Raw genomic sequence first — 22,017 nt, forward strand, 5'->3', positions numbered from 1 at the left:
TGCTTTAAACATTCACATTCCGGAATGTGAGGTTAATGCGAGGTTCCACAGCCCGCGCCGTTTTAGGAACCTGGTGTAGCCAGTGGTGCTGTGTAGGCCCCTGCATCAGCAAAAGGCTACCGTGATTTAAGGTAACATTTACCGGCTCGATATCTTTTCGGGTTTTATGTCTGAACCGAAACTTTCTTTCTCCTCCTAAACTCAGGCTGGCAATAACCGGCTCCTGCCCTAGTGCCGCTTCATCATCAGAATGCCAGCCCATGCTGTTCTGCCCCGTACGGTACAGGTTTAGTAATACACTGTTAAAGGTATGCCCGCTAGCCAGCTCCACCTTCCTTTTTAACTCCTGCAGCACTGGCAGCCACGGCTGTGGCCTGTTGTGAAGCCCTGAATAAGTGTATCCTTTATCACCATACCAGGCCGTTAACCGCGGCATAGGCTGTAGCTTACCAAACAGCTTTATGCTTTCCTGCTGCCAACTTACCTGTTCCATCAACTTTCGAAAATATGCGTCACTTTCTTCTCCTGAGAGAAAATGAGCAATATAAGACACCTCGGCATCAGGCATGTAAAGCTTTTGTGTTTTCTGCATCTTATCAGCTCGAATGTTGTAACAAAGTTGGCTTAGAGGAAGCGATTTTGCTGTTAGCTTGGCTCATTTTTTACAGGCCCCGGCACTTGTAATTTGCCCCGGCGATTCCTACGATAGTCCAGGTACCTCATAGCTCTAGAGGCTGTCAGGCCATGGAGAATAATAGAGACCATTACTATGAATCCCACTACTGACCAAAGTTGATTTGCATCTACAAAATCAATTTTATCTAACGCAAAAGAAAGGTAAAAAAAAGAGCCGATGCCTCGTATGCCAAAGAAACTAATCGCTATTTTCTCATGAAAGGGCATGCTTATGCCCAACATACCGATCAGCCCTGCCAACGGCCTGATAATGAAAAGGAACACAAGCCCAACCACGGCTCCCTGCCATGTCAGGAAGTTTAACAGACCAAACACCAGGCTACCGCCAAACACCAACAAGAGCATAACCATAAGAATGTGCTCCACCTGGTTAATAAAGTCATGCATTTCAACGTGGTACTCATGCTCCGGTTCAAAGCTGCTCATAGTAACGGCGGTTACAAAAACGGCAATAAAGCCATAGCCATGTACTAGTTCTGTAAAGCCATAAGATACCAATGTTGCCGACAAGGCAAGAAAGCCATCCTGTGCTTTGGGAAAGCTGGTTTTTTTGGGCAACTGAAAGATCAGATAGGCCAAACCACGTCCCACCAAATAACCCATTATAGTTCCCGCTGCAATACGATACAACAGATCGCGTAAAAGCCAGTCGCCGAACCAGCCACCTTCAGTACCAGCGGCAACGGCAATAACTACCGCCAACCATGTAAACGGGAAGGCCATACCATCATTTAAACCCGCCTCGGCTGTCAGGGAAAACCGCACGTCATCTTCTTCTTTTTCATTTGGTGGCCCTACCTGCACCTGCTCCGCAAGAACAGGGTCTGTTGGTGCAAGCACTGCTCCAAGAAGTACAGCTGCGGCTGGCGCTAAGCCTAATACACCCCACCCTAAAACTGCGAGGCAGGCAATGCACAGCAACATAGTAATACTTACTAACCTTAAAGGTACCTGCCAATTCTTCCAGCTTACTTTTCTTCGTAGCTTTAAGCCAGAGCCCATCAGGGAAATGATAACGATCAGCTCTGTCAGGTGCACCACATAATCCTCCTGCCAGATAGGATCAGGCTGAGGCAACTCGTAAGGCAGCAGGTACACCAGCATGCCCAGCACCATAAAAACAATAGGATATGAGATAAAAGTACGCTTAAGCAGAGAAGGCACCCACGCCATGGAAAGCGCTGCCAATCCTACCACCGTAATCACGAGAATATATGTCGACATAGTTTATTTAATCCTTCAAACAATCAGAATTTCAGATGCTCTGTAACACAGGCTACAGTTCTTTGCAGCCTTGTACGTAGGCTACCATACGTTTATTTACATTTTGTGCCTATCTTTAAGCTTTCGTGTAAGTATATTTATAGCTTTGAAAGCATTAGAAGAATTTTTTATTGCGTTTAGTAACGCAGCATGGGGAATGCCTCTGCTCATCCTTTTAATGGGAGGCGGTTTCTTTTTCATGCTGTATTCTGGATTTTTGCCGTTCCGCTACCTTGGGCACGCCATTAATGTGCTGCGCGGCAAGTATGATGACCCTAACGACCCCGGTGATATAAATCATTTTGAAGCTTTATCCAGTGCTCTTGCTGCCACAGTTGGTATGGGTAATATCAGCGGAGTAGCTGTTGCTATAGCCTTGGGAGGACCAGGCGTTTTGTTCTGGATGTGGGTAAGCGCCTTTGTAGGTATGGCCACAAAGTTCTTTACCTGTACGCTGGCCGTAATGTACCGCGGCAGAGACAGTGTCGGGCATTTGGAAGGCGGACCTATGTATGTGATAACAGAGGGCTTAGGAAAGAAATGGAAGCCGCTGGCCGCTTTCTTTGCCATAGCAGGCTTATTTGGTACGCTCCCTATTTTTCAGGCAAATCAGCTGACGCAGGTAATCCGGGAGGTAGTCTTAATCCCAAATGGCATCGCCACTACCAATACCTTCTTTTGGAATCTTGGAATAGGGCTTACGCTGGTTGTAATAACTTCCATGGTGATTTTTGGAGGGATAAAGCGCATCGGTCATGTGGCAGGTAAAATGGTGCCTGGCATGGTAGTGCTTTATATGCTGGCGGTATTCTACATTATGGCCATGAACTATGTTAGCATTCCGGCAGCTTTTGCCCTTATTTTTGAGGATGCTTTTTCAGCAAATGCGGTTTTAGGTGGTGCGGTTGGCGCTATAATTATTGCTGGTGCGCGCAGAGCTGCATTTTCTAATGAAGCAGGCATTGGCACGGCCTCCATGATGCATGGGGCCGCCAAAACCGACGAGCCAATCCGTGAGGGACTGGTAGCTATGCTGGGCCCTTTCATTGACACGCTGGTAGTTTGTACGCTTACAGGTCTGGCCATAATACTTACAAACGCATGGCAGACATCTGATGGCAATGGTGTTAGCATGACAGCACATGCTTTCAACACCTCTATGCCAGGTATCGGGAGCTACGTGCTGGTTGTCTGTGTGTTGATATTTGCTTTTACGTCTCTTTTCTCCTACTCTTACTATGGTACAAAGTGTTTCGGATTCCTATTCGGAGCAAAGTACAAACACTACTATAACTACTTCTATGTAGCCACTATAGTCTTTGGCGCTGTAGCCTCTATTACAGCTGTTATTGCGCTTATCGATGGCATGTACGCCATGATGGCCATCCCGACCATGGTCTCTGCTTTGCTGCTTTCACCGAAGGTGATGCGTGCTGCCCGGGACTATTTCAGAAGAATGAGGGAGTTCAGAGAGGAACAGGTAGAGAAAGAAAGATTACAAGCATAAAACAGCAGGGCCAGCACTTAATTATGCTGGCCCTGCTGTTTTATAAAATATTTGTCCGGAGGCAAAAGCTGATGGCTCTTTTGATCAACTTATTTAGTGTGCCTGCAAACACTCATGCAAAATCTCTGAGAAGCGGTACACTTCCTCAAAGCTGTTATAAAGCGGAGTCGGCGCTACACGAATAACGTTTGGCTCACGGTAATCTACTATTATGCCAGCCTCCATTAATTTATTGAAGAGAACCCGTGCATCTTTTTTTACAAGAATAGATATCTGACATCCACGTGCCTGCGGGTCGCGCGGCGTTATCATTTCCATCACATCCTTTCCTGCGTGCACATCATCGATCAGGTACTCCAGATATCCTGTAAGCTTTTCACTTTTAGAGCGCAGGTTTTCCATACCGGCCTCATCAAACATCTCAAGAGAAGCACGGTGCATGGCAAAAGGTATGATCTGGCCATTGCTCAACTGCCACCCTTCTGCGCCCTGCATGGGAATAAAGCCTTTCTTCATTTTGAAGCGCGCCTGGGCATCATGCCCCCACCAGCCTGCAAAGCGCGGCAGGTCTGGGTTATTGCCGTGTCGCTCGTGCACAAACACACCCGATGTGCCTCCCGGACCAGAATTCAGATATTTGTAAGTGCACCAAACGGCAAAGTCTACGTTCCAGTCGTGCATCTTCAAAGGCACGTTACCCGCTGCGTGCGCCAGGTCAAAACCAACTACAGCACCAACCTCGTGTCCTGCTTTGGTAATGGCTTCCATGTCAAACACTTGTCCGGTATAGTAGTTGATACCACCCATCATAACCAGCGCCAGTTCCTCACCGTGGGCCTTTATACTTGCCAGAATATCCTCTGTACGCAGCGTCTGTTCTCCCTCCCTTGGGAAAAGCTCAACAATTGCCTCATCAGGATTAAACCCATGAAACTTTGTCTGGGACTCTAGTGCATACTGATCTGACGGAAAAGCTCCACCTTCAGTAATGATTTTAAAGCGCCTGCCTTCCGGCCTGTAGAATGACACCAGCATCAGGTGCAGGTTAACCGTCAGTTGGTTCATGATTACCACCTCGCTCTCCTTGGCACCTACAACACGGGCAGCGGCAGGAGCAAGAAGCTCGTGATAGTTAAACCACGGTTCCTTGCCTTTAAAATGTCCTTCCACAGCCAGGTTTGCCCATTTGTACATTTCATTATCAATGTACATCTGTGCAGATTTTGGCTGTATGCCCAGTGAGTTGCCACAAAAGTATATGGCATCGCGCCCATTCACTTGTGGGTAATGAAAACGCTCTCTAAAATGGTATAACGGATCTTGTTTGTCTTGCTCTTGTGCAAAGGCAAGGGTATTCTGGTAATTCATTTGTGCGGATTTTATTCGTATGGCTGTGGTAGCAGCCCTTGGTTTAATTATTACGCTAATATAAGCATTTGCAGTGGAAGGAGGTGATTGATATGAGTTTCCCATTGCCTCACAAGCCTGTAAAACCAAAAGAGGTCCAGGAAAGAGGCTATAGATCCAGATGGTTTAACGGGCTAAAAGTCCAGGCAAGGATAGTATGGATGTTTGCAAAGTCAGCTGCTAAACTTCCTCTCGCAGCTTTACTCCTCCCCCGGTGAATTGCTCCTTCTTCAGGTTAAGCCATTCCAGCGCAGTACCACTAAGCATCCGCTCTTTAGTAGCCAAATCATAAGGCATAGACTCAATCAGCGTCCCGGGCTCCAGCTCACCGAGCGGGAAGGGATAATCGGTGCCCAGCGCAATGCTGTTAGCTCCAACAAGGTTTACGAGGTAATCCAAAGCAGCAGGATCGTGCACGAGAGAGTCTAGGTAGAATTTGCCCAGGTAGTCGCGTGGGTTCACGTTGTTATCTATAGCGCAAAGGTCGGGGCGCACATCAAACCCATGGCATATACGCCCGATCGTTGCGGGGAAGGAGCCGCCACCATGGGCAAAGGCTACCCGTAGCTTTGGCAGTCGCTCTAATACACCCCCAAAGATCATGGAGCAAATTGCCAGACTTGTCTCGGCAGGCATACCTACCAGCCACGGCAGCCAATACTTGCTCATCTTTTCTTTGCCATACATGTCCCAAGGATGCACGAAAATGGCTGCCCCCAGCTCTTCTGCAGCCTGAAAGACAGGGAAAAGCTCTGGTGCCTCCAGGTTCCAATCGTTTATGTGGGTGCCAATCTGTACTCCGGCCATGCCCAACTCTTTTACACACCGCTCCAGCTCTTTAATAGCCAGATCAGGAGCCTGCATCGGCAACGTGCCAAGGCCAACAAAGCGGTCGGGATAATCTGCCACAATACCGGCGATATGGTCGTTCAGCATTTTAGATAGATCTAATGTATGCTCCGGCTTTGCCCAATAGCTGAACATGACCGGCACCGTACTTAGCACCTGCACTCCTACTTTATGCTGGCTGCACTCATGCATGCGCACTTTGGGGTCCCAGCAGTTATCCTGTATCTCCCGGAAGAACTTATCATCCATCATCATGCGGGCACAGCAGGGCTTGTGGTGCTCCAACCTGATAAAGCCACCATAGCCATACCGTTCGCGCAGATTGGGCCAGGTGGCAGGTAAAATGTGCGTGTGTATGTCGATCTTCAGCGGATCGTGACCAGAAAGTATGTTTGTAGTAGGCTTGTTCTCTTGCATGCTGATAAAGAAACGAAAAAGCTGCTATACGTTGTACGGCCGAATCAGGCAATCCAACAATATAAGCATTTTATACTTTCTACGCACGTTTGGCGCAAAAGCTAAGCCTGGTGTAGGTGTTGAGTCCAGGTACTTCTTAAAATACTATAGTAGACAAGATCTATAAACTGGCCGTTCTTTATTTCCCTTTCACGCAGGCTGCCTTCGCAGGCAAAGCCAATTTTTTGTAGCACTTTCTCCGACTGTTCATTGCCACCCTCCACGATAGCCTCTATCCGGTTCAGGTTAAGGTTCTCAAAGCCATACTTTATAGCAGCTCCTGCTGCCTCTGGTATGTAGCCCTTGCCCCAGTACTCAGGTAGTAACCAGAAGCCTATTTCACCTTTCCTGTGCTCTGGTTCAATGCTGCTAAAGCCACAGGCGCCAATTAATCCTGATTCCCCCTTCAATGAAAATGTCCACCAGATGCCGGTTTGGCTTTCAATCAATTCCTGGTAAAACTTCATCTGCTCCTGCACTTCTTCCAGTGTATGGTAGTGCACGGCATAGTACTTTGTCACACGCTCATCAGATAATCCCTGAAGGATAAAAGCATCATCTGAAGATCTTATTAATCGGAGCTCCAGTCTTTCGGTGGTAAGGTTGGGGGACATTTGTTAAGTATAATGTTGAGCAAAAGCACAAACCTCCCGCACCAGATTTTTGCGGCACGGGAGGCTTGATCTTAATAGATGGAGCTTATTTAGTGGCCTCTGCAGGTTTAGCCGGTGGCTGCATGACTGTACCACATACATTGCAGGTGCGCAGTTCTTCATTCTCCCAGAAATTATTCATGATCTTGGGCAACTGCTCTACTATATCGGTAACATCGGCATACTCTTCGTGCAGCTTATTACCGCAATTCTCACAGAACCACAAAAAGCCGTCTTTTTCTCCTGGCTTGCGGTAGCGCTCCATGACAAGGCCTATAGTGTTGGCCGGGCGCTGCGGAGAGTGGGGCACACGTGGCGGAAGCAGAAAGATTTCCCCTTCCTTTATGGGAATATCCACAGGCTTGCCATCCTCTATGATTTTTAATACTATGTCTCCTTCCAACTGATAAAAGAACTCCTCCCCTTCATCATAGTGATAGTCTTTTCGGGCATTAGGACCTCCCACTACCATAACTATAAAGTCCTCGTTGCCTTTAAAAACCTGCTGGTTTCCTACGGGTGGTTTAAGCAGGTGGCGGTGTTCATCTATCCATTGCTTAAAGTTGAAAGGTTTTGCGATAGCCATAGTTTTGTTTCGTTAGGTTATTACATTGAAGGTACGCAAAAGCTGGCAAATATGGTAACACAAACAACTGGCGAGCATAAGACCTGTGCAGTTTTGAGGCCTTTTCCGTACATTTAAACTATGAACTTAGACCTGACAGACAAACAAGCCATTGTGTGTGGAAGCACACAGGGAATCGGCAAAGCGATAGCTGTTGAACTTGCACAGTTAGGGGCAAGTATTACGCTCATTGCCCGAAATGAAGACAAACTGGAAGCAGTGACTAAGGAGTTAGACACCAGCAAAGGGCAACAACATGACTTTGTAGTGGCTGATTTCTCTGATCCATATGAACTGAACTTACGGGTACAGGCATACCTGAAGAAGAAGCCAATAGTACACATACTTGTTAACAACACAGGAGGTCCTGCTGGTGGCCCTATTACAGAGGCTGTTTCAGATGAGTTTATCAATGCTTTCAACCAGCACCTGATCACCAATCACCTTTTAGCAAAGGCGGCTATCCCCGGCATGAAAGAGGCAGAGTATGGCCGCATCATCAATGTTATCAGTACCTCTGTAAAACAGCCATTAAAAGGCTTGGGTGTGTCTAACACTATTCGTGGCGCGGTGGCCAGTTGGGCTAAAACCATGGCCAACGAGTTGGGCCCATATGGTATTACTGTAAATAATGTTTTACCCGGCGCTACCCGAACAAGCCGTTTAGAATCTATTATTGAGAATAAGGCGATGAAAAGTGGGGTTAGTATAGAATCAACGGAGGAAGAGATGATGGCTGAGATACCTGCAGGCCGTTTCGCGGAACCAGAAGAAGTTGCAGCCGCAGCTGCCTTTCTGGCTACCCCTGCCGCTGCTTATATCAATGGTATAAATGTACCGGTAGATGGTGGCAGAACCGGATGCCTGTAAAGTAACAGGTCCTGTAAAACCGGTCACGCTCCCATCTTATACTTTAATTTTTAATTTTTCACTCGTGAAGCTTCAGAACTATATAAACGGCCAGTTAACAGAGCCAACAGCAGGACAATACATAAACAACTATAACCCTGCTACAGGTGAGCTATACTCTTATATTCCGGATTCTGATGAGCAGGACGTGGAGCAGGCGGTAAAAGCGGCACAGGCAGCTTTCCCATCTTGGTCTAAGACAACTGCCGAAAAACGGGGCCAGATTATGATGCGCATTGCTGACCTGATCGACCAGAACCTGAACCGCCTGGCTGAAGCTGAATCCATTGACAACGGAAAGCCCCTGAAGCTGGCAAAGAAAGTGGACATACCTCGGGCTAGCAGCAACATGCGCTTTTACGGCACCGCCATCCAGCACTTTGCTTCGGAGGCGCATTACATGGAGGGCACAGAAGCGATAAACTACACGGTCAGGCACCCTCATGGTGTGGCTGGCTGTATATCTCCCTGGAATCTTCCGCTTTACTTGTTCACCTGGAAAATAGCACCAGCCATTGCCGCAGGGAACTGTGTGGTAGCTAAGCCATCTGAAATAACGCCTGTCACGGCTTACCTGCTGTCGGAGCTCTGCATGGAAGCAGGACTGCCAGCGGGTGTGCTGAACATTGTGCATGGCTACGGGCATAAAGTTGGAGCAGCCATCGTGGCACATCCGAAGGTACCTGTTATTTCCTTTACCGGAGGCACCAAAACCGGACGTAGCATTGCCACCACAGCAGCACCTATGTTCAAGAAACTGTCACTCGAACTAGGTGGTAAAAATCCGAACATCATCTTCGCCGATTGCGACTTCAGCAATGCCCTGCACACATCTATACACTCCTCCTTTGCAAACCAGGGGCAGATCTGCCTCTGTGGCTCCCGCATTTTCATTGAGCGGTCTCTGTATGACAAGTTTAAAGATGCTTTCATAGAGAAAGTAAAAGCTTTAAAGATAGGCGACCCATTGGAAGATGGCACCAAAGTAGGAGCCGTTGTCTCAGAGCAGCATATGCAAAAAGTACTTTCTTATGTTGAACTGGCAAAAGAAGAGGGCGGCACCATACTTACCGGAGGGCACCAGGTGCAGGTACAGGGACGCTGCGCCAATGGTTGGTTCATTGCTCCTACTATTATCGAAGGACTTTCAGCGGAGTGCCGCACCAACACCGAAGAAATATTTGGCCCCGTTGTGACTCTTATTCCCTTTGACACAGAGAAGGAAGTTATAGAATATGCCAACTGCACCGCCTATGGACTGTCCGCCACCATCTGGACGCAGAATTTAACCCGCGCCCACCGTGTTGCACACCAGATCCACTCTGGTATTGTCTGGATCAACACCTGGCTCCTACGCGACCTTCGCACTCCGTTTGGAGGCATGAAAAGTTCAGGTGTCGGTCGTGAGGGTGGTTTTGAAGCACTTCGCTTTTTCACTGAGCCACAGAATATTTGTGTAAAGCTTTAGTAATGCTATGTTTTTTGAAATAACGTGAGGAATCTGGGATTCTATGTTCTTAATAACCCAGATTTCTTATAACACCACCGGCTCTTTCTAACTATTACATGAAGTGTGGCCGGAAAGACAAAAGGAGCTAATCTCTTTTGCGGTTAGTACTTTGTCAGCCCTGTTTCGTTCATCATTCTGTAACATTTCACTCCTAAATTTATTATACATTCATAGGAGGGGTTGATATTACCCTCATGTGATGCAAGAAAACAACGCCACTCAAGTAGCAACTATACCTTTTATCCTTTCTCTCTTAGAAGAAAGCGAGGAGAGTCTGCGTGCACAGGATATTGCACCAGAGGACTTAGTGGCTATCTATAATGATTTCCTTACCCGAAAATCTGAGCTTACAGATATTGCCCTTTTCATTTCGCGGATGATGCTAAAGGCAAGTGGGGTACATAGTGTAAAATACCGGATAAAGGAGCCGCAGCACCTGCTGAAAAAGATTGTTCGGAAGAAGAAAGAGTATCCACAAAGAAGAATCACAATCAGCAATTACCTTGACCTGATCAACGACCTGGTTGGCATCAGGGTCTTGCACCTCTACAAGGAGTCGTGGGCAGAGATCGGAGAGTATATCCAGGACAAATGGAGGCTAAAACGTGAACCCTATGCCTATGTAAAAGACAGAAATAGGAATATCCACACTGATGAGTTTACCTCCTTTGGATGTAAGGTTTTGGATCATCCCTTAGGCTATAAAGCAGTACATTTTGTTATTGAAACGAAGCCTGAAAAACAACGCTACTTTGTTGAAATTCAGGTCCGCACTTTATTTGAAGAAGGCTGGAGTGAAATTGACCACAACATACGATACCCAGACAACACAAATAACGAACTGTTGGACTCTGTGCTTCAACTTCTCAACAAAGTAACAACCCAGGCTGACGAAATGGCCTCTCATATGCGCATGCTCATTAACAGGCTGAATGAATATGAGCAGCAAGGCAAAACAGGCAACTTAGCAACAGACTTACAAGCTTTTGTAGATAAGCTGCCAGTTCAGGAAGAAGAGAGGAAAAAGCTTTATGCCTGCATTGCCAGCATGACGGGTAAAGCAAAAGAGTAACTTTATTTGCGGTCAGGCACCAGGTTGTGCGCTACCAGCTGCCATTTTCCGTCCAGCAATTTCCATACTTTCAGGTAATGGCCTGCTTCTTCTCCTTTGCTCGTAGGCTGGGTATAGCTTCCGTAGGTGTAGGCCATGTCAGCAGCCGGGGAAAGCTCATGCCCCAGGTTAGTATACACTACATTGGATGCCGGCTCAATAACACCATCTTTATACTTGTAAGGGTATTCACCGTGGCGGTAGATCAGGGTTTCATCACTGTAGGGTTGTACCTGTTGCATATCCAGAGTAAGCAGATCTTCTTTAGCTCCTTTTACTTTCTTTGCTTTTGGGTCTGCAGGAGTTGGTTGGTAGGTTTCCTCTTTTAAGAGACTCGGAGAAAAAGAATTACCCATATCGATGGCTACTTTCCACTGCCCGTCCGGTTGCTTGCGCCACACTGAAAGGTAAAAGCCTGCTCCGAGCACTTTTTCGTCTTCTGCACTTGGTTTAAGCTTGTAAGGCCCAGTAGTATAACCCCAGTCAAGGGAACTGGAAATATCTGCATAAGCTGGATACCATGATAAATAGACTGTACTGGCAGGTGCTGCGGCATGCAGCTTTTTCGCGTTAGTAGGTTTGGGCGCGAAAACAAGTCCGTCTTCCGCCATATGCTCTACAAAAGCATAGTTCAAACCTTTGGCTTCGGAGGTGGCCGAAAAGTTACGTTCGGCGTTGGCTAAACTCTCCAGTGCCTTATCGCGGGTGGTGTTGGCAATCTGGAAAGCGCACAGTAAAAGCGCCAGCAAAAGAAAAGCGGTAATCCTCATAGTTTTAAGTGTTTAGTGGCAAAAAATAAGGCCAAATATAGTTGTTATTTCTATACCTGGCCTTATCAATTACCTAATTTTTAAGCACTTATACTTTTATTTTACTGCCGCCAGCTTACCGGTTCTTATACTTTCTTTCAGGAATTCCAGCACAGTGTCTCTACCCTCGGCCAGGTCTTTTATACTTTGCTTCATTTCTATATCTGGCTGCACTCCTTTATCCGCATTTGCTTCTGTAAAACCTGCCGATAGCCACTCTGCCACAGCGCAGTTACCCCACAGTTTAGTGTTTGGCAACTGAAAACTGGCCGGCTCTCCAAAGAACTGCATACTGCCACCAGTAGCCTCTCCTATCATAGTTCCCAGTTTATAAGCTTTAAAGGCCGAGGCCATCATGTGCGATGAGGAGAAAGTTCGTGGGGCCGTCAACATGTAAAGTTTTCCTTCAAACAGCAGTTCTGGCTTGGCAAGTGGCTCAGGAGCTTTAGCCTCCCACTCTGATCGATAACGGTTGTTCTCAAAGCCTTCATTCTGGGAGATCCTATCCATTGTACTCTTAAGACCTTTGTTGTAAGGCATTGCAGCAAGCACAGTGGAATATCTTGTTATTTTGGCATCTCCTTGTTTGTATGGCTTTGTAGTTGTGTATTGCAGCACCATGTCTCCTACTACAGAGTTGCCACCCCCGCTTCTGCGCATATCGATAGCCAGGTGCTGTATATTCTTTTCCTTTATAGCGGTAAAGGCTGAGTCCAGGAATACTTCCAGGGCCTTTGTACGGTTCAGGCTGAACAGCTCCAGCACCGCCAGGCTCTCCTTTTCATGTATGGTTAAATTGTAGCTCCTGGAGCCGGCACTCATAAGTTTCCACAAGTCACTGTAGCTTATACCATTTAATACCTCCTTCTGCTTTCTGGAGTCACCATAGTTCTGGTACTCTACCTCCACTTTATCTCCCCAACCGTAGGCTCCCCATAGCGTAATCCCGAACAACCTACCCATGTTAGCTGCCTGATTCTTTTGATTATCTGCAGACCATACGAACAGCATCTTTTTAAGCAGAGCCCCTGTTTTGACCCCATTTATTTTGGTAATCTTAGCACCAGGTTTTACACCTGATGCGTCAGTCGCTTTTGTAACAATAAGCTCCTGCCCTCTCACCTCTACCCCAAACGGGAAGAACTTGCCACCATTTTCATGGTACTCCTGCAGGCCTTTGTCCTCCAGATCAATGCCCAGCCCGGTGTGCCCATCCCAATACTGCGACAACAGCGGAGAAGAAATAATGGAAAATTCTCTGGCAGTTAAAGGCGCTTTTAGCTGCTTTCTTACCTTTTCCCACTCTTTGTCAGCCTTCTCTTTACTTATGCGCAGGTATAAATTTGGATGTGTGGCGTTGACCCAGGAATACATACTATCCAGGTCCTGACGCATTTGCTCCGGCGTAAACAGTTCTTCCTGAGGTGCCTGTTGTGCAAAAGCTAGTTGGGCTGCCGCGAACAGCAGCAGGAACAGCGGTAATACTTTTTTCATAGTTTATACTTTAGTAGCGGTTTATGTAGCTATAGATGGAGGTGCAATGTAGAAGGTTGCACCACGACCTAAAAAAGAAAAGGCCCACCGTTTCCGGCAGGCCTTTCATACTTCAGTTTATACTTTACTTACTGGTTCTTCTCCTCAGTCGGATTGATCAGCTTACGCTCCAGGAAGTTCGTCATCATATTGAAACGGTGCAGCGAGGTAATGCCACCACCTACACCGTGGTTACGGTTAGGATAGTAGAAGCTCTCAAACTGCTTGTTGGCACTTATCAGCGCATCCTGCATCGCCACCGCGTTCTGGAAGTGTACGTTATCGTCACCTGTACCGTGGATCAGCAACAGGTCGCCCTGAAGTTTATCAGCAAACATTAACGGAGAGTTATCATCATAACCTGCTGCATTCTCCTGTGGTGTCTTCAGGAAACGTTCTGTGTAAATCGTGTCATAGAATCTCCAGCTGGTAACTGGTGCAACCGAAATACCTGCTCTGAACACGCCATCTCCTTTGGTTAAGCCCAGCAGCGTCATGTAACCACCAAAGCTATGGCCCCAGATACCAATGCGGTCTTTGTCGATGTAGGACTGTTTGCCCAACCACTTAGCTGCTTCTATCTGATCTTCAATCTCATACTTACCCAGGTTGGCATATGTCGCTTTCTTAAACTCAGCGCCACGGGCACCTGTACCACGGTTATCCACGCTTACCACAATCATGCCTTTGTCGGCCAGCACCTGGTGCCATAGGTAGTTGTTGCCACCCCAGCTGTTGTTCACTGTCTGTGAGCCCGGACCACCGTATACAAACATCAGCACAGGGTATTTCTTGTTTGGGTCGAAGTCAGTTGGTTTGATCATCCAGCCATTCAGCTTTGTGCCGTCTGCCGTGTTCATTGTAAAAAACTCCTGCTTGGCAATATTGTACTGCGCCAGTGTGTTCTTCAGCTTCTGGTTATCCTCCAGCACTTTGATCAGCTTACCGTCTTTTGCTGTGTGCAGGCTAACTGAAGGCGGTGTGTTGGCGGCAGAGTAATAGTCTAAGTAGTACTTAAAGTCGTTACTCATGTTCACGCGGTGCGTTCCTTCCTTATCAGTCAGCCGCTGCTTCTTTTTGCCTTTGCTGTTAATGCTGTAAAGGTGGCGCTCCAGCGGAGAAACTTCTGTAGACATGTAGTACAGTCGGTCGTTCTTTTCGTCGTAGCCAACAAATTCGCTTACCTCCCAATTACCATCCGTAATCTGACGCACCAGTTTGCCATTCATGTTATACAGGTACAGGTGGTTAAAGCCTTTTACCTCTGAAGAATGAATAAAGTGCTTACCATCTTTGAGGTAGGTTAAATCATCTGTAACGTCAATATATGCTTTGTCTGTTTCCTTCAGCACTACATTAGATGAACCAGTAGTAGCGTTAGCATGTAATATCTCCAATGTATTCTGCAGGCGGTTCATCTTCTGGATAGACAGCAGGTTAGCGTCATTAGTCCATTTGATGCGCGGGATATAGACATCATCCTCGCTGCCTGTATCCATTTTAACAATTTTGCCGCTGGCTACATCATACACCGACACCTTTACCTTTGAATTAGCCTCACCAGCTTTCGGATACTTGAACTTGTTGTCCTGCGGGTAAAGTTCACCCCACATCTGCATATTGAATTCCGGTACGTTGGTCTCATCGAAAGTATAAAAGGCAATCTTCTTACCATCCGGTGACCAGTGGAAACCTTTGGCAAAACTAAACTCCTCCTCATATACCCAATCAGAATAACCATTGATGATGGAATTGAATTTTCCGTCAGCAGTGATCTGAGTTTCTTTCATATTAGCAAGGTCCACCACGAACATGTTATTCTCGCGGGCAAAAGCAACGCGCTTAGCGTCTGGCGAGAAGGAAGCATACATCTGCTTTCCACCATCGCTTAGTTTCGTCAGCTTTTTTGTCGGGATATCATAGATGTAGAAATCTGCTTTGGAAGACCGCCGGTAGATCTGCTCTGTATCTGTAGAGAATAATACCTTCTGCTCGTCTGAAGAGAAAGTATAGTCATCAAAACGAATTGGCTTACTGCTACCTGCCGGCACCAGGTTCTCGCCTTCTATAATGGTGCTTACAGGCTTACCTGTAGTTACATCATACTTAACAATATCGTATACCTTGTTCTGCTCGTCTGGCACCTGAGAGCTATAGTACTGGCCATCTTTCATCCAGTTTACGCCATACACAGACTGCGACCGGAAGGTACCTTTGCGGTAGATATCTTCCAGGGTAATGTCTTTTTTCTGCTGGGCCTGTGCTACAAAGGCGAAGCACAAGAGTACAGCAGCAAAAAAGTTTGCTCTTATTTTGATATGCATGTGTTTGTAATTAAGGTTTGATTTAGCTCCTCTAAGTTAGAAGAATAAAGTGGTTTAGCCATAAATACAAAGCCAAAACCGTACCTATCAGCAACCTTTACCCCGAATTTTTAAAAACAGTAATAAAAAAAGCGGCAGCCCCTTCGGAGCTGCCGCCTTTAACTAAACCTGATACAGATCAGAAATTATAGCCTATCGTTAACATCAAGGTGGTCTGTTTCTGCTGTATGTCAACCACTGGCTCTCCACCACCTGAACTGAAAACATACGGTGAATAACGGCTGTCGCTGTTGCTGCGCACATAAGCAATATCACCATAGTAGTTCTTCAGGCGAATACCTGTACCCAGCGAGAAGGAACTTATACCACCACCAAAAGAAGCATTTTTATAAGGATCACCGGAATGTGCATAGCCTGCTCGGAACCTGAACACGTCGTAACGTGCCTCTGCACCAATTTTATAGTTTACAACCGACTGATACATATCAGAGATACTGCTGTTTACGCCGCTGAAGTACTCTCCCGTAGATCCAAAGTCATCTTCGCTCTCGGAGAAGCGCATGTTGCTATAGTTCACAAACTCTACGTCAGCCGTAACAAAACCATACTTCCCTATAAAGCCTGCCACACCCGCAGAAGCCCTGAAAGGGGTGGTAAGGTTATAGGTAAATTCACCAGGCAACTCAATGGCACTGTTATTTTCCGGAACGCCCGTAGTTGGGTTTACTGTAGTAGCATACAGCGACCGCTGATACGTATCGGTGAAAGTATAGATTGTTGGCGTTTGCAATGTTACTCCAAAACGCAGGGCATCTACAGGCCTGGCAATTATACCTACTTTCAGGTTGATACCTCCCCCGGAAGTAGTAAACTCATCCCGCAGCTCCAAACTGTAGTCTCCGTCTACAACTACTTCATTGTCCGCATTAAATCGATCTATATAATATCCAGACTCACGGAAGATACTTTCCTGGGTGAAGTTTGTAGTTAAAATACCAAGCGATGCGCCTAAGTAGATCTTGTCTTTGTAGCTTGTACCAACTCCAATATCAAACTGGTTTTGGGACCCGCTTCGCCTGATTTCTTCTCTTTGATCTATATCACCTAAGCTGTAAAGTGGTCTTGCATCTGAAGTAGGATTCCCAAACTCATCTGTAAAATTGATCAGGTACGTGCCGAAAGCTAAACCTTCCAGCGTGATAAAATCACCAAACTCTGCATCTAAAGAGGCTTCTGTTCTACCTCTTACATTCGCCTGATCAGCAAAATAATCTACAATGGTGTTAGGTGGCTCTGTGGTGTTGCGGTAAGAGAGGCGCTGATTAAAGTTGTTGAGCCTGGTAAAGCTGATTCCGAGGCTTGTACCTCGCCAGTCACTATTGTCGTTGTCGTCTCTACGGTTGCTAAGCACCAGACCTGCGTGCGGTATAGTTACAGCATTCTGCTCTTCGGTATAAGTCATACCACCTATTTTAGCCTGGGTGGTGCTCAACTGCAATCCAGGACTAATACTAAATTCTGACCGGCGGAACATGCCCAAACCGGCAGGGTTGGAGGAGATAGTGGATATATCGGCTCCAAGTGCCGTCTGAGCCCCTCCAATGCCTTGGATACGGGCAGAACCAGTGATTCCTAAACGGGTGTAGCGCAGGGCATCTACCTCGTTTTGAGCAAAGGCGTTGCCGCCCCAGCCCAGCAAAAGTGCCAGGCTGGCAAGAAATATCTTATTCATGTTCATGGGGTGTTTCTATTTATTGTCCTCTTGATGGGCGACCTCCACTACGCTTCTCACTTGAGCTACTACTGCTTTCGCGACGATCATTTGATCTTGATGGCGGCGGAGTGTACTCACGACGTTCCTGTCTGGCCGGCCGCGTTTGTACAGGGCGCTGTTGCGGTACGCTGTTCTCTCTTCTTATCGGAGTATACTCCGGACTACGTGTACCTCGTGTACCCCTGCGCTCACGCGGCTGTGGTTGAATTACACGTCGCTGCTCCTGCTCTCCCCCCACCCTTTCAGGCTGCTGAGAAGAACGGTCCCGGCTTTCACGAGGAACATAGTACTCTGTTCTTCTTGGTCGCTCAGGCATCGCTTCTTTCATATCTGTACCAGCTTCTGGCATTACCGTAGCATCACCAGTTCTTCTTGAAGGACGGGCAGGTCGTGCATTTTCTGTTGTTGATCTTGTACCTTCCGGACCCACTACTTCTCCTTCGAAAGCTTCGCCGCGTATCGGACGACCTGCATCTCTCCTGCCGTCTGTAACCACGGTGCCACGCGCATCGCGAGGTCCATACTGTGTTCTTACAGGGTTTACAATAATTGGCCTGTCGTAATACCAGTTATGGCCAGCATATACATTATTGTAGTACCCTCCATAATAACCATGATAGAATGGGTTATTCGGGTACCAGCGGTTGTAATAGGGTCTGTGCCATCCGCCCCAGCCATAGTTATAGCTGATTACAACTGAAATACCGTTATTCCAGTGAGACCTGCGGAAGAAGGGGTCATAAAAGAAAGGGTCGTAGTAAAATGGATCGTAGAAAGGATCATAGAAGGCCTGGTTGTAGCGGCTGTAGGCATAATGGCGAGGCGTGTAAGCACTACCCCAATATGGATCTACAAAAGAATAGTTTGGCCGATACCAATTATCACGTGGATTATACTCCCTGCCGTCATAATACTCATCACCATAATAGTTATCCGTAACAGCATTGCTTCTGTTAGAGTATTCAGAATTACGCACCTCCCTTTCAGCCTCCTCCGTATTATCATAGTTCTGGTAAGACTGATTACTGGCTGTTGCCTGTGGCGCTACATACTCTGTTTTGTCCGATGAGCTGTAGTACATATCATCGTACTCTGATGACAGCATTGCTGTAGGACTACTGCAGCCTAGCGCCAACAATGCAAGAGCGGGGGCTAGTGTGTGTATCGTAAACTTTTTCATGGCCTTCTCGTGTAAAACTTCCTCTATATCAAAGATAAACACACAATGGCGCAAAACCTTATCAATAGTCTAATATATTAAACGTAATTTTGAACCGGAATGATATCAGGTTCGTGGCTGTAAACAGTGCAAATACTATTCCAAAAGCATTAACTAATAGCGATATACAATAATAATTGTAAAAAAATGAGCAAAGGGTTACCAAAAAGAAGCGAAGACTACTCCTTATGGTATAACGAGCTGGTAAAAAAAGCAGGTTTAGCTGAGAATTCTGCCGTGCGTGGATGCATGGTGATTAAACCTTACGGCTTTGCCATCTGGGAGAAAATGCAGCGTGTGCTGGATGATATGTTTAAGGCCACGGGCCATGAGAATGCATACTTCCCTTTGTTTGTACCCAAGAGCCTTTTTGAAGCTGAGGAACAAAATGCAGAAGGGTTTGCCAAAGAATGTGCTGTAGTAACGCACTACCGCCTGCAAGCAGACCCGGATAAACCAGGGAAATTACGCGTAGACCCTAATGCGAAACTGGAAGAGGAGCTTATAGTACGTCCGACTTCCGAAGCCGTAATCTGGAACACCTATAAAAATTGGATTCAAAGCTACCGCGACCTGCCCCTGCTGATAAACCAGTGGGCAAACGTGGTACGCTGGGAGATGCGCACGCGCCTGTTCCTGCGTACAGCAGAGTTCCTGTGGCAGGAAGGTCATACGGCACATGCCACTGCCGAAGAAGCTATAGAGGAAACGGTAAGGATGATGAATGTATACGCTGATTTTGCCGAGCAATACATTGCCTTACCTGTTGTTCGGGGTGTTAAAACACCAAGTGAGCGCTTCGCTGGAGCCCTGGACACTTATTGTATTGAAGGTCTGATGCAGGATGGTAAAGCACTGCAGGCAGGTACATCGCACTTCCTGGGCCAGAACTTTGCCAAAGCTTTTGATGTGAAGTTTGCGACCAAAGAGGGTGGTCTGGAACATGTTTGGGGAACATCTTGGGGTGTGAGCACCCGCTTAATGGGTGCATTGGTTATGGCTCACTCTGATGATGAGGGTCTGGTGCTTCCGCCTAACCTTGCTCCGATCCAGGTGGTAATTGTGCCAATTTATAAAGGCGAAGAACAACTGGCGCAGATCAGCGAAAAGGTAAACCAGCTGAAGCGCGAACTGGAGGCAAAGGGTATCAGCGTGAAGTATGATAACCGCGATACTGAACGCCCTGGCTTTAAATTCGCTGAGTGGGAGCTGAAAGGCGTGCCTGTACGTGTTGCCATCGGGGCACGCGACCTTGAGAATGGTACAGCAGAGATCGCCCGCCGTGATACAAAAGAGAAGGCGACGCACAAGTTCGCTGAATTGGCAGACTTTATTCCTGCCCTGCTGGATGAGATTCAGAAGAACATCTTTAACAAAGCACTGGCTTACCGTGAGGAACATACTACCAAAGTAGATTCTTATGAAGAGTTTAAGGAGGTATTAGAAACCAAAGGTGGTTTCGTGTTGGCCCACTGGGATGGAACAGCAGAAACAGAAGAGCGAATTAAAGAAGAGACAAAGGCGACTATCCGTTGTATTGCTATAAACACTCCAGAGGAAGATGGTGTTGATATGTTAACCGGTAAGCCTAGTAAACAGCGCGTGTACTTCGCAAAGGCATATTAATTCAAAGCTTTAAATAGCTTATACCTTAAGCGCCACCTCCATGTATGTAGGTGGCGCTTTTGCTTTTTATCATGTATTACCAGAAGCTTGCTTAATGACTATTCTAACGTATAAATACTATCTGTTAACAAAAAAGAAGCAGAGATTAACTATCCATTAGATTTCACTATATTTACCTATACAAGCTCACAGCATATGCCATTAGACTGGATTACCGTTATTTTGCTGATCGGAATCGGACTGCTACTGATAATCGTGGAGCTGATCTTTATACCAGGTACTACTCTTGTAGGTATTCTTGGCTTCATTCTAACGTGCATCGGCATCTGGATTGGCTATGCTGCACTAGGTACAACTGCTGGCCATGTTATCCTTGCTGCCACTGTACTGATAGCCGCTGTAGCGTTTGTTTACAGTTTCCGGTCAGACAGCTGGTCACGCTTTGCTTTAAAAGACCAGAACAGAGGCAGGGTAAACGAAGATTACCAGCATGCACTACAGGTAGGGGAAGAAGGCAAAACGGTCTCCGCATTAAGACCACAAGGCACTGCCATCTTTGCGGACAGGCACCATGAAGTGCAAACTAACGGAGAGTTCGTAGCGCCTAATACACCAATTCGCATAATCAAACTAAACCAAAACAAGATCTTAGTAGAAGAGATCAGCTAACCTAATCAGATGGAAAACTATTCAGTACTCTTTCTTATAGCGGGTGTTATTGTCCTGCTTGTTATCTTCTTGTACTTTGTGCCAATCAGCCTTTGGATCACAGCCCGCTTCTCAGGGGTGAGAGTTGGCTTACTGGAGCTGGTATTCATGCGTATCCGTAAAGTGCCACCAAGCCTGATCGTGAACTCCATGATCAACTCGACCAAAGCAGGCATAGACCTGACAACAACAGAACTGGAAACGCATTATCTGGCAGGCGGCAATGTGCCTACCGTAATCAAGGCACTTATCTCTGCAGACAAAGCAAACATTCCACTTTCATTTAAGCAAGCCACAGCCATAGATCTGGCAGGCCGTAACGTATTTGAGGCAGTAACTACTTCTGTTAACCCGAAGGTGATCAATACGCCTAATGTTGCCGCTGTGGCGCAGGATGGAATCCAATTGATTGCAAAGGCCCGTGTTACCGTACGCGCCAACATCAACCAGCTAGTTGGTGGTGCAGGAGAAGAAACCATACTTGCCCGTGTGGGTGAGGGCATTGTTACTTCCATCGGTTCCTCCACTTCTCATAAGAGCGTGCTGGAGAACCCGGATATTATTTCAAAGCTGGTACTGCAGAAAGGCTTAGATGCCGGCACTGCCTATGAGATTCTCTCCATTGATATCGCTGATATCGATGTGGGTGAAAACATTGGTGCGAAATTACAGATTGACCAGGCTGGTGCCGATTTGAAAGTAGCCGAAGCGAAAGCCGAAGAACGTCGTGCCATGGCAGTAGCCGTAGAGCAGGAGATGAAGGCAAAAGCACAGGAAGCCCGCGCAAACGTAATTCAGGCGGAGGTAGAAATACCACAGGCATTGGCAGCAGCTTTCCGAAGTGGCAACCTTGGCATCATGGATTATTATCGCATGCAGAACATCCAGTCAGACACTGACATGCGAAACTCTATTGCCAATCCGGGCCAGCAGGGAGGTGGCGCAAACAGGCCAAAAGAGTAATTCTATATCTTACCACTAAAAAGGCCCGCTTCTGCAGAAGCGGGCCTTTTTAGTGGTGGGTTATGTACTATTTTT

18 protein-coding genes are annotated in these 22,017 nt (G+C 46.8%); 7 read left to right on the plus strand and 11 right to left on the minus strand.

The window, feature by feature from the left end; all coding sequences use genetic code 11:
* Nucleotides 1-4 precede the first annotated feature (4 nt).
* Together ACFSRY_RS08230 and ACFSRY_RS08235 are read right to left on the minus strand one after the other, a co-directional pair.
* Nucleotides 5-592, minus strand: coding sequence for an alpha-ketoglutarate-dependent dioxygenase AlkB family protein (locus tag ACFSRY_RS08230; RefSeq protein ID WP_377505238.1), 588 nt, complete (start codon nucleotides 590-592; stop codon nucleotides 5-7).
* Between the two features lie 53 nt (nucleotides 593-645).
* On the minus strand, nucleotides 646-1,920 hold the full coding sequence (locus ACFSRY_RS08235) for a cation:proton antiporter (protein ID WP_377505241.1): 1,275 nt from the start codon (nucleotides 1,918-1,920) through the stop codon (nucleotides 646-648).
* A gap of 145 nt (nucleotides 1,921-2,065) precedes the next feature.
* Between ACFSRY_RS08235 and ACFSRY_RS08240 the strand changes: the two genes are divergently transcribed.
* A complete protein-coding gene (locus ACFSRY_RS08240; RefSeq protein ID WP_377505245.1) occupies nucleotides 2,066-3,466 on the plus strand; it encodes an alanine/glycine:cation symporter family protein in 1,401 nt (466 codons plus the stop codon).
* A 93-nt stretch (nucleotides 3,467-3,559) separates the two neighbouring features.
* Here ACFSRY_RS08240 and kynU read toward each other — a convergent pair whose 3' ends face one another.
* From kynU to ACFSRY_RS08260, 4 genes are all read right to left on the minus strand, one after another.
* Nucleotides 3,560-4,834: a kynureninase gene (gene kynU / locus ACFSRY_RS08245; protein ID WP_377505248.1), complete on the minus strand. Its 1,275-nt coding sequence runs from the start codon at nucleotides 4,832-4,834 to the stop codon at nucleotides 3,560-3,562.
* Between the two features lie 219 nt (nucleotides 4,835-5,053).
* Nucleotides 5,054-6,139, minus strand: coding sequence for an amidohydrolase family protein (locus ACFSRY_RS08250; protein WP_377505251.1), 1,086 nt, complete (start codon nucleotides 6,137-6,139; stop codon nucleotides 5,054-5,056).
* A gap of 101 nt (nucleotides 6,140-6,240) precedes the next feature.
* A complete protein-coding gene (locus ACFSRY_RS08255) occupies nucleotides 6,241-6,792 on the minus strand; it encodes a GNAT family N-acetyltransferase (RefSeq protein ID WP_377505254.1) in 552 nt (183 codons plus the stop codon).
* Nucleotides 6,793-6,877: 85 nt separating this feature from the next.
* Entirely contained in the window at nucleotides 6,878-7,417 is a 540-nt protein-coding gene (locus tag ACFSRY_RS08260; RefSeq protein WP_377505257.1) for a 3-hydroxyanthranilate 3,4-dioxygenase, read from the minus strand.
* Between the two features lie 120 nt (nucleotides 7,418-7,537).
* On the opposite strand from ACFSRY_RS08260, the gene ACFSRY_RS08265 reads away from it, so the two are divergent.
* The 3 genes from ACFSRY_RS08265 to ACFSRY_RS08275 all read left to right on the plus strand — a co-directional run bounded on the left by ACFSRY_RS08265 (nucleotide 7,538) and on the right by ACFSRY_RS08275 (nucleotide 10,947).
* Nucleotides 7,538-8,326, plus strand: a complete 789-nt coding sequence (locus ACFSRY_RS08265; RefSeq protein ID WP_377505260.1) for an SDR family oxidoreductase — start codon at nucleotides 7,538-7,540, stop codon at nucleotides 8,324-8,326.
* Nucleotides 8,301-9,833, plus strand: a complete 1,533-nt coding sequence (locus ACFSRY_RS08270; RefSeq protein WP_377505263.1) for an aldehyde dehydrogenase — start codon at nucleotides 8,301-8,303, stop codon at nucleotides 9,831-9,833. Before ACFSRY_RS08265 ends, ACFSRY_RS08270 begins: the two co-directional genes overlap by 26 nt.
* A gap of 241 nt (nucleotides 9,834-10,074) precedes the next feature.
* Entirely contained in the window at nucleotides 10,075-10,947 is an 873-nt protein-coding gene (locus ACFSRY_RS08275) for a RelA/SpoT domain-containing protein (RefSeq protein ID WP_377505266.1), read from the plus strand.
* 2 nt (nucleotides 10,948-10,949) lie between these two features.
* Here the strand turns inward: ACFSRY_RS08275 and ACFSRY_RS08280 are convergent, their stop codons facing one another.
* The 5 genes from ACFSRY_RS08280 to ACFSRY_RS08300 all read right to left on the minus strand — a co-directional run bounded on the left by ACFSRY_RS08280 (nucleotide 10,950) and on the right by ACFSRY_RS08300 (nucleotide 18,606).
* Nucleotides 10,950-11,756: a YybH family protein gene (locus ACFSRY_RS08280; RefSeq protein WP_377505269.1), complete on the minus strand. Its 807-nt coding sequence runs from the start codon at nucleotides 11,754-11,756 to the stop codon at nucleotides 10,950-10,952.
* A gap of 96 nt (nucleotides 11,757-11,852) precedes the next feature.
* Nucleotides 11,853-13,289 (minus strand): S41 family peptidase, encoded by a 1,437-nt coding sequence (locus ACFSRY_RS08285; RefSeq protein ID WP_377505272.1) that lies wholly within the window; start codon nucleotides 13,287-13,289, stop codon nucleotides 11,853-11,855.
* A gap of 128 nt (nucleotides 13,290-13,417) precedes the next feature.
* Nucleotides 13,418-15,652 (minus strand): S9 family peptidase, encoded by a 2,235-nt coding sequence (locus tag ACFSRY_RS08290; protein WP_377505275.1) that lies wholly within the window; start codon nucleotides 15,650-15,652, stop codon nucleotides 13,418-13,420.
* Between the two features lie 178 nt (nucleotides 15,653-15,830).
* Complete coding sequence (locus ACFSRY_RS08295; protein ID WP_377505278.1) at nucleotides 15,831-17,384, minus strand: OmpP1/FadL family transporter; 1,554 nt, start codon at nucleotides 17,382-17,384, stop codon at nucleotides 15,831-15,833.
* Between the two features lie 19 nt (nucleotides 17,385-17,403).
* The gene (locus tag ACFSRY_RS08300) at nucleotides 17,404-18,606 is read right to left on the minus strand and encodes a hypothetical protein (RefSeq protein WP_377505281.1); all 1,203 of its coding nucleotides are present in this window, start codon (nucleotides 18,604-18,606) and stop codon (nucleotides 17,404-17,406) included.
* Nucleotides 18,607-18,792: 186 nt separating this feature from the next.
* Between ACFSRY_RS08300 and proS the strand changes: the two genes are divergently transcribed.
* From proS to floA, 3 genes are all read left to right on the plus strand, one after another.
* On the plus strand, nucleotides 18,793-20,271 hold the full coding sequence (proS, locus tag ACFSRY_RS08305) for a proline--tRNA ligase (protein WP_377505284.1): 1,479 nt from the start codon (nucleotides 18,793-18,795) through the stop codon (nucleotides 20,269-20,271).
* Nucleotides 20,272-20,439: 168 nt separating this feature from the next.
* A complete protein-coding gene (locus tag ACFSRY_RS08310; RefSeq protein ID WP_449301367.1) occupies nucleotides 20,440-20,940 on the plus strand; it encodes an NfeD family protein in 501 nt (166 codons plus the stop codon).
* Between the two features lie 9 nt (nucleotides 20,941-20,949).
* Entirely contained in the window at nucleotides 20,950-21,942 is a 993-nt protein-coding gene (gene floA / locus ACFSRY_RS08315; protein ID WP_377505290.1) for a flotillin-like protein FloA, read from the plus strand.
* The last annotated feature ends 75 nt before the right edge of the window (nucleotides 21,943-22,017 follow it).

Origin of the sequence: Pontibacter locisalis, from assembly GCF_042684605.1 — a bacterium.
Classification (GTDB): domain Bacteria; phylum Bacteroidota; class Bacteroidia; order Cytophagales; family Hymenobacteraceae; genus Pontibacter; species Pontibacter locisalis.

Bases quoted from the DNA above. Each gene is read 5' to 3' on its own strand.
- ACFSRY_RS08230 (WP_377505238.1), bottom strand. From the start codon at position 592: ATGCAGAAAACACAAAAGCTTTACATGCCTGATGCCGAGGTGTCTTAT.
- ACFSRY_RS08235 (WP_377505241.1), bottom strand. From the start codon at position 1,920: ATGTCGACATATATTCTCGTGATTACGGTGGTAGGATTGGCAGCGCTT.
- kynU (WP_377505248.1), bottom strand. From the start codon at position 4,834: ATGAATTACCAGAATACCCTTGCCTTTGCACAAGAGCAAGACAAACAA.
- ACFSRY_RS08250 (WP_377505251.1), bottom strand. From the start codon at position 6,139: ATGCAAGAGAACAAGCCTACTACAAACATACTTTCTGGTCACGATCCG.
- ACFSRY_RS08255 (WP_377505254.1), bottom strand. From the start codon at position 6,792: ATGTCCCCCAACCTTACCACCGAAAGACTGGAGCTCCGATTAATAAGA.
- ACFSRY_RS08260 (WP_377505257.1), bottom strand. From the start codon at position 7,417: ATGGCTATCGCAAAACCTTTCAACTTTAAGCAATGGATAGATGAACAC.
- ACFSRY_RS08265 (WP_377505260.1), top strand. From the start codon at position 7,538: ATGAACTTAGACCTGACAGACAAACAAGCCATTGTGTGTGGAAGCACA.
- ACFSRY_RS08270 (WP_377505263.1), top strand. From the start codon at position 8,301: ATGGTGGCAGAACCGGATGCCTGTAAAGTAACAGGTCCTGTAAAACCG.
- ACFSRY_RS08275 (WP_377505266.1), top strand. From the start codon at position 10,075: ATGCAAGAAAACAACGCCACTCAAGTAGCAACTATACCTTTTATCCTT.
- ACFSRY_RS08280 (WP_377505269.1), bottom strand. From the start codon at position 11,756: ATGAGGATTACCGCTTTTCTTTTGCTGGCGCTTTTACTGTGCGCTTTC.
- ACFSRY_RS08285 (WP_377505272.1), bottom strand. From the start codon at position 13,289: ATGAAAAAAGTATTACCGCTGTTCCTGCTGCTGTTCGCGGCAGCCCAA.
- ACFSRY_RS08290 (WP_377505275.1), bottom strand. From the start codon at position 15,652: ATGCATATCAAAATAAGAGCAAACTTTTTTGCTGCTGTACTCTTGTGC.
- ACFSRY_RS08295 (WP_377505278.1), bottom strand. From the start codon at position 17,384: ATGAATAAGATATTTCTTGCCAGCCTGGCACTTTTGCTGGGCTGGGGC.
- ACFSRY_RS08300 (WP_377505281.1), bottom strand. From the start codon at position 18,606: ATGAAAAAGTTTACGATACACACACTAGCCCCCGCTCTTGCATTGTTG.
- proS (WP_377505284.1), top strand. From the start codon at position 18,793: ATGAGCAAAGGGTTACCAAAAAGAAGCGAAGACTACTCCTTATGGTAT.
- floA (WP_377505290.1), top strand. From the start codon at position 20,950: ATGGAAAACTATTCAGTACTCTTTCTTATAGCGGGTGTTATTGTCCTG.